This is a genomic window from Pseudomonas sp. G11 (assembly GCF_029457515.1).
Lineage (GTDB): Bacteria > Pseudomonadota > Gammaproteobacteria > Pseudomonadales > Pseudomonadaceae > Aquipseudomonas > Aquipseudomonas gorinensis.
Genome location: NZ_CP120377.1, coordinates 1,502,897 through 1,515,140 on the forward strand (window position 1 = coordinate 1,502,897; position 12,244 = coordinate 1,515,140).

The 12,244-nt window shown below is 61.2% G+C and carries 11 protein-coding genes; 10 read left to right on the forward strand and 1 reads right to left on the reverse strand.

The genetic code is table 11. The annotated features are described in order from the left end of the window. Positions 1-4: 4 nt before the first annotated feature. Positions 5-1,495, reverse strand: a complete 1,491-nt coding sequence (locus P2T68_RS06825; RefSeq protein WP_024073618.1) for a leucyl aminopeptidase — start codon at positions 1,493-1,495, stop codon at positions 5-7. Between the two features lie 284 nt (positions 1,496-1,779). Between P2T68_RS06825 and lptF the strand changes: the two genes are divergently transcribed. The 10 genes from lptF (at position 1,780) to tadA (ending at position 12,232) form a co-directional block, all read left to right on the forward strand. Further along, on the forward strand, positions 1,780-2,898 hold the full coding sequence (gene lptF, locus P2T68_RS06830) for an LPS export ABC transporter permease LptF (RefSeq protein WP_024073619.1): 1,119 nt from the start codon (positions 1,780-1,782) through the stop codon (positions 2,896-2,898). Continuing rightward, positions 2,891-3,970: an LPS export ABC transporter permease LptG gene (gene lptG / locus P2T68_RS06835; protein ID WP_069075321.1), complete on the forward strand. Its 1,080-nt coding sequence runs from the start codon at positions 2,891-2,893 to the stop codon at positions 3,968-3,970. The genes lptF and lptG overlap by 8 nt, the downstream gene beginning before the upstream one ends. 151 nt (positions 3,971-4,121) lie before the next feature. Continuing rightward, positions 4,122-5,921 carry a translation elongation factor 4 gene (gene lepA, locus P2T68_RS06840; protein WP_017526267.1) on the forward strand — a complete coding sequence of 600 codons (1,800 nt, stop codon included), beginning with the start codon at positions 4,122-4,124 and terminating at the stop codon, positions 5,919-5,921. Positions 5,922-5,926: 5 nt separating this feature from the next. Continuing rightward, entirely contained in the window at positions 5,927-6,781 is an 855-nt protein-coding gene (gene lepB, locus P2T68_RS06845) for a signal peptidase I (RefSeq protein ID WP_024073621.1), read from the forward strand. Between the two features lie 146 nt (positions 6,782-6,927). After that, a complete protein-coding gene (gene rnc, locus P2T68_RS06850; protein ID WP_024073622.1) occupies positions 6,928-7,617 on the forward strand; it encodes a ribonuclease III in 690 nt (229 codons plus the stop codon). Continuing rightward, positions 7,610-8,512, forward strand: coding sequence for a GTPase Era (gene era / locus P2T68_RS06855; RefSeq protein ID WP_024073623.1), 903 nt, complete (start codon positions 7,610-7,612; stop codon positions 8,510-8,512). The genes rnc and era overlap by 8 nt, the downstream gene beginning before the upstream one ends. A 163-nt stretch (positions 8,513-8,675) precedes the next feature. Next, complete coding sequence (gene recO, locus P2T68_RS06860) at positions 8,676-9,365, forward strand: DNA repair protein RecO (RefSeq protein WP_024073624.1); 690 nt, start codon at positions 8,676-8,678, stop codon at positions 9,363-9,365. 51 nt (positions 9,366-9,416) lie between these two features. Then, positions 9,417-10,160 (forward strand): pyridoxine 5'-phosphate synthase, encoded by a 744-nt coding sequence (pdxJ, locus tag P2T68_RS06865; RefSeq protein ID WP_024073625.1) that lies wholly within the window; start codon positions 9,417-9,419, stop codon positions 10,158-10,160. A 192-nt stretch (positions 10,161-10,352) separates the two neighbouring features. Next, positions 10,353-11,735: a multicopper oxidase family protein gene (locus P2T68_RS06870; protein ID WP_041161105.1), complete on the forward strand. Its 1,383-nt coding sequence runs from the start codon at positions 10,353-10,355 to the stop codon at positions 11,733-11,735. After that, the gene (gene tadA, locus P2T68_RS06875; protein ID WP_024073627.1) at positions 11,735-12,232 is read left to right on the forward strand and encodes a tRNA adenosine(34) deaminase TadA; all 498 of its coding nucleotides are present in this window, start codon (positions 11,735-11,737) and stop codon (positions 12,230-12,232) included. The genes P2T68_RS06870 and tadA overlap by 1 nt, the downstream gene beginning before the upstream one ends. Positions 12,233-12,244: the final 12 nt, after the last annotated feature.

Sequence of the window (12,244 nt, forward strand, 5' to 3'; positions counted from 1 at the left end):
GTTTTCAGGCCTTGGCGCGATCCAGCAGGTATTGGGTCAGCAGCGGCACCGGACGGCCGGTGGCTCCCTTGTCCTTGCCGCCGCTGGTCCAGGCGGTGCCGGCGATGTCCAGGTGCGCCCAGTTGAAGTTCTTGGCGAAGCGCGACAGGAAGCAGGCCGCGGTGATGGTGCCGGCTTTCGGCCCGCCGATGTTGGCGATGTCGGCGAACGGGCTGTCCAGTTGTTCCTGGTATTCATCGAACAGCGGCAATTGCCAGGCGCGGTCGTCGGCGGCCTTGCCGGCGCTGAGCAGTTGCTCGATCAACTCGTCGTTGTTACCCAGCAGGCCCGAAGTATGGGAGCCCAGGGCAACGATGCAGGCACCGGTCAGGGTGGCGATGTCGATCACCGCCTGTGGCTTGAAGCGCTCGGCGTAGGTCAGGGCATCGCACAGCACCAGGCGGCCTTCGGCGTCGGTGTTGAGGATTTCCACGGTCTGGCCGCTGAGGGTGGTGACGATATCGCCCGGACGGCTGGCACCGCCGCTCGGCATGTTCTCGGCGCAGGCCAGGATGCACACCAGGTTGATCGGCAGCTTGAGTTCCAGTACGGCGCGCAGGGTGCCGAACACGCTGGCGGCGCCGCCCATGTCGTACTTCATCTCGTCCATGCCCAGGCCCGGCTTGAGGCTGATACCGCCGGTGTCGAAGGTGATGCCTTTACCTACCAGGGCATAAGGCTTCTCGGACTTCTTGCCGCCGTTGTATTGCATCACGATCAGGCGGGGTGGCTGGTCGCTGCCCTGGCCCACGGCATAGAACGAGCCCATGCCCAGTTCCTTGATCTTCTTCTCATCCAGGACTTCGACTTTCAGGCCCTTGAACTCTTTGCCCAATGCCTTGGCCTGTTCGCCCAGGTAAGTCGGGTGGCAGATGTTCGGCGGCAGGTTACCCAGGTCGCGGGTGAACGACATGCCGTTGGCGATGGCCTGGGCATGGCTCACGGCGCGTTCGACTTCAGCCTGGGCGGCCTTGATGGTCAGCAGGGTGATTTTCTTCAGGGCACGGGGTTCGGCTTTCTGGCTCTTGAACTGCTCGAAGCTGTAGCTGCCGTCCACCAGGCTTTCGGCCAGCAGGCGGGTCTTGCCGTAGCTGTCGCGGCCCTTGACGATGATTTCATCGAGTGCCAGGGTCGCATCGCTGCCGCCCAGGCCCTTGAGGGTGTTGAGGATGCCGCTGATGATCTTGCGGAACGGGCGGTCGCCGAGCTCAGCGTCCTTGCCCACGCCGACCAGTAATACGCGGTCGGCCTTGAGGTTGGGCAGGCTTTGCAGCAGCAGGCTCTGGCCGACTTTGCCGGCCAGGTCGCCGCGCTTGAGCACGGCGCTGATGGCGCCCCCGCTCAGTTCGTCGAGTTGTTTGGCGGCGACGCCGAGCTTGCGGCCTTCGCCGATGGCGACCACGAGGGTGGCGGTTTTCAACGTTTCGGGGCTAACGCTTTTTACAACCAATTCCATTTTTCGGGTCCCTTATAAAGGTCGGTGAGCCTGGCGTGTGTACCCAGGCTTTAAAGCTTGGCGGCCAGTAGACCGCCAGCGACAAAGGCCGCAGTTTGAACCTCGCCGGCGGAGCCTGACAACCCTTGCAGCGCGCTTTGTGCATGCGTATGAGCAAGCTCCGTGACAGGCGTGGTCAATCACAGGATAATGCGCCATCTTTTTAGCCGGCCTGCATCAAACGGGCCGACTCAGTAAGCTTGCTTGTTTGGCCGCCTTAGCCTGACAACCCTGGAGTGTCTGGTTTGATCGTCTTCCGTTATCTGTCCCGCGAAGTCCTGTTGACCCTGAGTGCCGTGAGTGCGGTGCTGCTGGTCATCATCATGAGTGGTCGTTTCGTCAAATACCTGGCCCAGGCTGCCTCCGGCGCCCTCGACCCAGGCTCGCTGTTCCTGATCATGGGCTTTCGCCTGCCGGGCTTTTTGCAACTGATCCTGCCCCTGGGCCTGTTTCTCGGCATCCTGCTGGCCTATGGCCGTCTGTACCTCGAAAGCGAAATGACCGTGCTCTCGGCCACCGGCATGAGCCAGCAACGCCTGCTGGGCATGACCATGATCCCCGCTGCCGGTGTCGCCCTGATCGTGGCCTGGTTGAGCCTGAGCCTGGCTCCCCAGGGCGCCATGCAATTCCAGTTGGTGCTGAACAAGCAGGACGCCATGACCGAGTTCGACACCCTCGAACCGGGCCGTTTCCAGGCGCTCAATGACGGTTCCAGGGTGACCTACACCGAGACCCTGAGCGACAACCGCGCCAACCTCGGCGGCGTGTTCATTTCAGAGAAGCGCCTGGGGCAGGACAAGAAAGACCGTGGCATTTCCGTATTGGTCGCCGATTCGGGCCGCCAGGAAGTGCGTCCCGACGGCAGCCGCTACCTGATCCTGGAAAACGGCTATCGCTATGATGGCAGCCCGGGGCAGGCTGATTACCGTGCCATCAAGTACGACACCTATGGCGTGATGCTCGCCCGTCCGGATGTCAGCGACGAGGTCACCGATCGCGATGCCATTCCTACGCAGGAATTGCTCGGCAGCAAGGAGTTGCGCTCCATCGCCGAGCTGCAATGGCGCATTTCCCTGCCGCTGCTGGTGTTTATCGTGACCCTGATGGCCGTGCCGCTGTCTCGCGTCAATCCGCGCCAGGGCCGCTTCCTCAAGCTGTTGCCGGCGATCCTGCTGTACATGGCTTACCTGACCATCCTGATTTCCGCCCGTGGCTCCCTGGAGAAAGGCAAGCTGTCGCCGATCCTGGGCCTGTGGTGGGTACACGGCATGTTCCTGATGATCGGCCTGGGGTTGCTCTATTGGGAACCCATACGCCTGAAAATGAAGAGCCGTAGTGGCCAGAAGGAGTTGGCTCGTGGCTAAGCTCGATCGCTACATTGGTAGCAGCGTACTGATCGCCATCCTGGCGGTATTGGGCATCATTCTGGGCTTGGCGTCGTTGTTCGCCTTCATCGATGAAGTGGGCAACGTCAGCGACACCTACACCGTATGGGACGTGCTGAGCTACGTGGCCCTTACCGCGCCCCGTCGCCTCTACGACATGATGCCCATGGCCGCGCTGATCGGTTGCCTGATTGGCCTGGGCAGCCTGGCCAGCAACAGCGAGCTGACCATCATGCGCGCCGCCGGGGTTTCCATCGGCCGTATCGTCTGGGCGGTGATGAAGCCCATGCTGCTGCTGATGCTCTGCAGCGTGCTGATCGGCGAATACGTGGCGCCACCGGCCGAAACCACCGCCCAGGCCAATCGCGCCCTGGCCCAGGGGTCGGGGGATGCGCAAAGCTCCAAGCACGGCCTGTGGCACCGCCAGGGGGATGAGTTCATCCACATCAACGCCGTGCAGCCAGGTGGGCTGCTGATCGGGGTGACGCGCTACACCTTCGACAAGGAACGCCACATCCTGTCGTCCAGCTTTGCCAAGCGCGCCCAGTTCGCCAATGAACAATGGCAACTGACCGACGTCACCACTACCTATTTCCGCAATGTCGGCCAGGGCACCAAGGCCACCACGGAGGTGATCAATGTGCCGTCCGAGCAGTGGGACATCGCCCTGAAGCCGGAACTGCTCAATACCGTGGTGATGATCCCGGAAAGCCTGCCGATCTCCGGGCTGTGGGGCTATATCCACTACCTCAAGGACCAGGGCCTGAACAATGGCCGTTACTGGCTGGCATTTTGGGTCAAGGTGTTGCAGCCAGTGGTCACCGCTGCGCTGGTACTGATGGCGATTTCGTTCATCTTCGGTCCATTGCGCTCCGTAACCCTGGGCCAGCGGGTGTTTACGGGCGTGCTGGTGGGCTTCACCTTCCGCATCGCCCAGGATTTGCTCGGCCCTTCCAGCCTGGTGTTCGGTTTCTCGCCGCTGTTTGCGGTGCTGGTGCCGACCGCCATTTGCGCCCTGGCCGGGTTCTGGCTGTTGCGGCGCGCCGGTTGATGCTGCGCTTATGAACAAAAAATGCCCCGTTCGCAAGACCGGGGCATTTTTGTTCTGGTCAGCAAAGATGACGTTTGGCCTGAGCTTCAGGTACAATTCCCGGCTATTTTTCAGCGGGCAATCTGCCTGCAGCCTTTTTGAGTGTTGATCCGTGAGTGATTTGAGTCATATCCGCAATTTCTCCATCATCGCCCACATTGACCATGGTAAGTCGACGCTGGCCGATCGATTCATCCAGATGTGCGGCGGCCTTGCCGAGCGTGAAATGGAAGCCCAGGTTCTGGACTCCATGGACCTCGAACGCGAGCGCGGGATCACCATCAAGGCCCACAGCGTTACCCTGTACTACACCGCCCGAGACGGCATCAAGTACCAGCTGAACTTCATTGACACCCCAGGCCACGTTGACTTCACCTACGAAGTCAGCCGGTCCCTGGCGGCCTGCGAAGGCGCGTTGCTGGTGGTGGACGCGGGGCAGGGCGTGGAAGCCCAGTCCGTGGCCAACTGCTACACCGCCATCGAGCAGGGCCTGGAGGTCATGCCGGTGCTGAACAAGATCGACCTGCCCCAGGCCGATCCGGACCGCGTGAAGGAAGAAATCGAAAAAATCATCGGCATTGACGCCACTGACGCCGTCGAGTGCAGCGCCAAGACCGGCCTGGGCGTCGACGAAGTGCTCGAGCGCCTGGTCAAGACCATCCCCGCGCCGACCGGCAATATCGAAGATCCGCTGCAAGCGTTGATCATCGACTCCTGGTTCGACAACTACCTGGGGGTTGTCTCCCTGGTACGCGTGCGCCACGGCCGTGTGAAGAAGGGCGACAAGATCCTGGTCAAGTCCACCGGCAAGATCCACCTGGTGGACAGCGTCGGTGTATTCAATCCCAAGCACACCGCCACCGTTGATCTGAAAGCCGGCGAAGTGGGCTTCATCATCGCCGGTATCAAGGACATTCATGGTGCCCCAGTGGGTGACACCCTGACCTTGAGCTCCACCCCTGACGTCGACGTGCTGCCAGGCTTCAAGCGCATCCAGCCGCAGGTCTACGCGGGCCTGTTCCCGGTCAGCTCCGACGACTTCGAAGACTTCCGCGAAGCCCTGCAGAAGCTGACCCTCAACGATTCGTCGTTGCAGTACACCCCGGAAAGCTCCGACGCCCTGGGTTTCGGCTTCCGTTGCGGCTTCCTCGGCATGCTGCACATGGAGATCATCCAGGAGCGCCTCGAGCGCGAATACGACCTGGACCTGATCACCACCGCGCCAACCGTTATTTTTGAGTTGCTGCTGAAAAACGGTGAAACGATTTACGTCGACAACCCGTCCAAGCTTCCAGACCTGTCTTCGATCGAAGACATGCGCGAACCGATCGTGCGCGCCAATATTCTTGTGCCGCAGGAACACCTGGGCAACGTCATTACCCTGTGTATTGAAAAGCGTGGCGTACAGCACGACATGCTGTTCCTCGGTACCCAGGTACAAGTGACCTACGATTTGCCGATGAACGAAGTGGTCCTGGACTTCTTCGACCGTCTCAAATCCACCAGTCGCGGCTATGCTTCGCTGGATTACCATTTCGATCGTTACCAATCGGCTAATCTGGTGAAACTGGATGTGCTGATCAACGGCGACAAGGTCGATGCCCTGGCACTGATCGTGCACAAGGACAACGCGCACTACAAAGGTCGGCAGTTGACCGAGAAGATGAAAGAACTGATTCCGCGCCAGATGTTCGACGTCGCGATCCAGGCCGCCATTGGCGGGCAGATCATTGCGCGGACTTCCGTCAAGGCACTCAGAAAGAACGTACTGGCCAAATGCTACGGTGGCGACGTCAGCCGTAAGCGCAAGCTGCTTGAGAAGCAAAAGGCCGGTAAAAAACGCATGAAGCAAGTGGGCAACGTGGAAATTCCACAAGAAGCCTTCCTTGCGGTGCTCAGGTTGGATAGTTAGGTCCTATGTCGCTAAATTTCCCGCTGTTGCTGGTCATCGCCGTTGCCGTTTGCGGTCTCCTGGCGTTGCTCGATCTGGTGTTCTTCGCCCCGCGTCGGCGGGCGGCTATCGCGTCCTATCAGGGCAGCGTCAGCCAGCCCGATGTCGTGGTGCTCGAGAAGCTGAACAAAGAACCGTTGCTGGTTGAATACGGCAAATCGTTCTTCCCGGTGCTGTTCATCGTGCTGGTGTTGCGCTCGTTCCTGGTGGAGCCGTTTCAGATCCCTTCGGGGTCGATGAAACCGACCCTGGACGTGGGTGACTTCATCCTGGTGAACAAGTTTTCCTACGGGATTCGCTTGCCGGTGATCGACAAGAAGGTCATCGAGATCGGTGACCCGCAGCGCGGCGACGTGATGGTGTTCCGCTACCCAAGCGATCCGAACGTCAACTACATCAAGCGTGTCGTGGGCCTGCCGGGTGACGTGATTCGCTACACCAGCGACAAGCGCCTGTTCGTCAATGGCGAGTCGGTGGCGGAGAAATTGATCGGCACCGAGCCGAACACCTTGGGCAGCGCCGAGCTGTACCGGGAAAAGCTCGGTACGGTAGAGCACGAAATCCGCAAGGAAATGAGCCGTTACCGCGCAATGCCTGATGGCGAGTGGAAAGTGCCTGCCGGGCACTACTTCATGATGGGCGACAACCGCGACAACTCCAATGACAGCCGCTACTGGGATGACCCTACTATTCCCAAGGATCTGCTGGGCATGGTTCCCGACCAGAATATCGTCGGCAAGGCCTTCGCGGTCTGGATGAGTTGGCCGGAACCCAAGCTCAGCCACCTGCCGAACTTCTCGCGGGTCGGGCTGATCAAGTAAGACAGGCGGCGCTGTGATCACAGCGCCGAATGCTTTTCTGGGGCTTGGACATTTCCGGCCTCATGCAGCATCAACCAGGATTTGAATTTGAACACTGCGTCAATCGTCGATGGCCGCCGGTGCCACCAAACAGATATGGGTAAACCGTGAGCGTTTCTTTAAGTCGTCTCGAGCGTCTGCTCGGCTACACCTTCAAGGATCAGGAATTGATGGTCCTTGCCCTCACACACCGCAGCTTTGCAGGGCGTAATAACGAACGCCTGGAATTCCTCGGTGATGCCATCCTCAATTTCGTCGCCGGTGAAGCCCTGTTCGAGCGCTTCCCCCAAGCCCGTGAAGGCCAGCTGTCGCGCCTGCGCGCGCGCCTGGTTAAAGGCGAGACCCTGGCCGTGCTGGCCCGTGGTTTCGGCCTTGGCGAGTACCTGCGCCTGGGGTCCGGTGAGTTGAAGAGCGGCGGTTTCCGTCGTGAGTCGATCCTGGCCGACGCCCTTGAGGCGTTGATCGGTGCGATCTACCTGGATGCTGGCATGGAAGCGGCCAAGGAGCGGGTGACGGCCTGGCTGACGTCGGAAATCGAAAGCCTGACCCTGGTCGACACCAACAAAGATCCCAAGACCCGCCTGCAGGAATTCCTGCAGTCCCGCGGGTGCGAACTGCCACGTTACGAAGTGGTGGATATCCAAGGTGAGCCCCATTGCCGCGTGTTCTTCGTGGAATGTGAAATCACCTTACTGAATGAAAAAAGCCGAGGTCAGGGTGTGAGCCGTCGTATTGCCGAACAGGTAGCGGCCGCCGCAGCACTGATTGCCCTGGGCGTGGAGAATGGCCATGACTGATTCAACCGCAACACGCTGTGGCTATGTTGCCATCGTCGGCCGCCCCAACGTGGGCAAGTCCACGCTGCTGAACCACATCCTCGGCCAGAAGCTCGCGATCACCTCGCGCAAGCCGCAGACCACTCGCCACAACATGCTGGGCATCAAGACCGAAGGCGCCGTGCAGGCGGTCTACGTCGACACTCCAGGTATGCACAAAGGCGGCGAGAAGGCCCTGAACCGCTACATGAACAAGACCGCCTCGGCCGCGTTGAAAGACGTCGACGTGGTGATCTTCGTGGTCGACCGCACCAAGTGGACCGACGAAGACCAGATGGTCCTCGAGCGCGTGCAGTACGTCACCGGCCCATTGATCGTCGCGCTGAACAAGACCGACCGTATCGAAGACAAATCCGAACTGATGCCGCACCTGACCTGGCTGCAGGAACAACTGCCCAATGCCCAGATCATGCCGATCTCGGCCCAGCACGGGCATAACCTCGAAGCCCTGGAACGCGTGATCGCCGGCTACCTGCCGGAGAACGAGCACTTCTTCCCGGAAGACCAGATCACCGACCGCAGCAGCCGTTTCCTCGCCGCTGAACTGGTGCGCGAGAAAATCATGCGCCAAATGGGCGCAGAGCTGCCGTACCAGATCACCGTTGAAATCGAAGAGTTCAAGCAGCAGGGCAAGACCTTGCATATCCATGCGCTGATCCTCGTCGAGCGTGACGGCCAGAAGAAAATCATCATTGGCGACAAGGGCGAGCGCATCAAGCGTATCGGTACCGAAGCGCGCAAGGACATGGAATTGCTGTTCGATTCCAAGATCATGCTCAACCTGTGGGTGAAGGTGAAGGGTGGTTGGTCCGATGATGAGCGCGCATTGCGCTCCCTGGGTTACGGCGACCTGTAAGGTCTTGAGTACACCGCAGGACTGAAAGTGTGGGAGGGGGCTTGCCCCCGATAGCGGTGGGTCAGTTGATAGATAAGTGACTGAACCACCGCCATCGGGGGCAGGCCCCCTCCCACATTGGGTTTATGTTGTTTTCAAGATTGCCGTCAGCCGTGAGAACCCCATGTCCTCAACCCCACCTCCTAGCCAACTCGCCTACGTCCTGCACAGCCGCGCCTACCGTGAGACCAGCGCCCTGGTGGACTTCCTCACGCCTCAAGGTCGCCTGCGTGCGGTATTGCGTAGCGCACGGGGCAAGGCGGGCACATTGGCACGGCCCTTCGTGGCGTTGGACGTGGAGTTTCGTGGCAAGGGCGAGTTGAAAAACGTCGGCCGCCTGGAAAGCGTCGGCACTTCAGCCTGGCTCAATGGCGATGCACTGTTCAGCGGCCTCTACCTCAATGAGCTGCTGATCCGCCTGCTGCCCGCCGAAGACCCGCACCCGGCGGTCTTCGATCACTATGCTGCCACCTTGCTGGCCCTGGCCGAGGGTCGCCCCCTTGAGCCATTGCTGCGGGCATTCGAATGGCGCCTGCTCGATGACCTGGGCTACGGTTTCGAGTTGAACAACGACCTGCATGGCGAGCCCATCGCCGCCGACGGCATGTACCGCCTGCAAGTCGATGCCGGCCTGGAGCGCGTGTATCTGTTGCAACCGGGCCTGTTCCAGGGCACCGAACTGCTGGCCATGAGCGAAGCCGACTGGAGCGCCCCCGGCGCCTTGTCCGCCGCCAAGCGCCTGATGCGCCAAGCCCTCGCGGTCCACCTGGGTGGACGGCCGTTGGTCAGTCGCGAGTTGTTTCGAAAGCCCTGACATCCCCGTGTATGCTGTGCACCGTTTCTTTCCCTTTTCAGGAGCGCTTCCGTGACCACCAGCAATCGCATTCTTCTTGGCGTCAACATCGACCACGTCGCTACCCTGCGCCAGGCCCGGGGCACCCGTTACCCTGACCCGGTCAAGGCCGCGCTGGACGCCGAAGAAGCGGGCGCCGACGGCATCACCGTGCACCTGCGCGAAGACCGCCGTCACATCCAGGAGCGCGACGTGTTGCTGCTCAAGGACGTGCTGCAAACCCGCATGAACTTCGAGATGGGCGTCACCGAGGAAATGATGGCGTTCGCCGAACGCATCCGCCCGGCGCACATCTGCCTGGTACCGGAAACCCGCCAGGAACTGACCACCGAAGGTGGCCTCGACGTGGCCGGCCAGGAAGCGCGGATCAAGGCCGCCGTGGAGCGCCTGTCGAAGATCGGCAGCGAAGTGTCATTGTTCATCGACGCCGATGAGCGCCAGATCGAAGCCTCCCGTCGGGTCGGCGCGCCGGCTATTGAACTGCACACCGGCCGTTACGCCGACGCCACCACACCGACCGACGTGGCGGATGAACTGCAGCGCATCATTGACGGTGTGAACTGCGGCCTCACTGAAGGCCTGATCGTCAACGCCGGTCATGGCCTGCACTACCACAACGTCGAAGCCGTGGCCGCGATCAAGGGCATCAACGAGCTGAACATCGGCCATGCGCTGGTGGCGCATGCGCTGTTCGTCGGTTTCAAAGGCGCCGTCGCCGAGATGAAAGCCCTGATCCTGGCGGCCGCCAAGCACTAAAAACAGCGAAGATCCAATGTGGGAGGGGGCTTGCCCCCGATGGCGGTGTATCAGTCAGCAAATCTGTACCTGACCCACCGCTATCGGGGGCAAGCCCCCTCCCACATGAGAAGTCTTACTGTTTAGCCTTCGCAGGTGTATCGTATCTGCCCTTTGCAGGCCCTGCGCCTGCGGCAGATACGTGAGGTTGTTGTGTCCCGATCCTTTTCCCGTCGACAAATCCTGGGTGGTCTTGCAGGCCTGGCCGTAGTGGGCGTCGGTGCCGGTGGCGCCTACCGCTACTGGCTGGGGAAGGTCGCCGAAGCCGAAGCAGGGCACGATTACGAACTGATCGCCGCGCCGCTCGATGTGGAACTGGTGCCGGGGCACAAAACCCAAGCCTGGGCCTTCGGCCCGTCAGCACCGGGTACTGAACTGCGTGTGCGTCAGGGCGAGTGGCTGCGAGTGCGCTTTATCAACCACCTGCCGGTCGCCACCACCATCCACTGGCACGGCATTCGCCTGCCGCTGGAAATGGACGGCGTACCCTACGTCTCGCAATTGCCGGTGCTGCCCGGCGAGTACTTCGACTACAAGTTCCGTGTGCCGGACGCCGGCAGCTACTGGTACCACCCCCATGTGAACAGCAGCGAAGAGCTCGGCCGTGGCCTGGTCGGCCCGCTGATCATTGAAGAGCGCGAACCCACGGGTTTCAAGCACGAGCGCACCCTCAGCCTGAAAAGCTGGCACGTGGACGAAGAGGGCGCGTTTGTCGCCTTCAGCATTCCACGCGAGGCGGCGCGGGGCGGTACGGCGGGGCGCCTGTCGACCATCAATGGCGTGTCCCAGGCGGTGATCGACTTGCCGGCCGGGCAGATCACCCGCGTGCGTTTGCTCAACCTCGACAACACCCTGACCTACCGCATCAACATCCCCGACGTCGAAGCGCAGATCTACGCGCTGGATGGCAACCCCATCGAGCCGCGCCCATTGGGCAAGGAATACTGGCTGGGCCCGGGCATGCGCATCTGCCTGGCGATCAAGGCACCGCCGGCGGGCGAGGAGCTGTCGATCCGTAACGGACCCGTACGCCTGGGCACTTTCCGCTCAGTCGCCAACACCGACGCGCCCACCGAGTGGCCACCGGCGTTGCCGGCCAACCCGATTGCCGAGCCCGACCTGGCCAATGCGGAGAAACTCAACTTCAATTTCGAGTGGGTCGGTTCGGTGTCGGTCAACGTCGACAACGGCAAGCCGCCGAGCCTGTGGCAAATCAACGGTCAGGCCTGGGACATCACCGACAAGACCTGCGCCGACCGCCCGATTGCCAAGCTGGAAAAGGGCAAGAGCTACATTTTCGAATTGAAGAACATGACCCAGTACCAGCACCCGATCCACTTGCACGGCATGAGTTTCAAGGTCATCGCCTCGAACCGCCACAAGGTGATCCCGTATTTCACCGACACCTACCTGCTGGGCAAGAACGAACGCGCCCGCGTGGCGTTGGTGGCGGATAACCCGGGGGTGTGGATGTTCCATTGCCACGTGATCGACCACATGGAAACCGGCCTGATGGCCGCGATCGAGGTGGTGTGATGCGCCAGTTTCGCCCCACGGCGATCATCGACCGCAGCCGCGACCAGGACTTCATGCGCGAAGCCCTGGCGCTGGCCGCCCAAGGCGCGGCACTGGGCGAAGTGCCGGTGGGCGCGGTGCTGGTGCAGGACGGTGAAATCATCGGCCGCGGTTTCAACTGCCCGATCAGCGGCAACGATCCCAGCGCCCATGCGGAAATGGTCGCCATCCGCGCCGCCGCCCAGGCCGTGAGCAACTATCGCCTGCCCGGCAGCACGCTGTATGTGACCCTCGAACCGTGCAGCATGTGCGCCGGCCTGATCGTGCATTCGCGGATTGCGCGGGTGGTGTACGGCGCGCTGGAGCCCAAGGCGGGAATTGTGCAGAGCCAGGGGCAGTTTTTTACCCAAGGGTTTCTCAATCATCGGGTGTTGTTTGAAGGCGGTGTGCTGGCCGAGGAGTGCGGCACGGTGTTGAGCGAGTTCTTCAAGGCCCGCCGAGCCAAGCCCCAAATCTAACCAACACTGAAA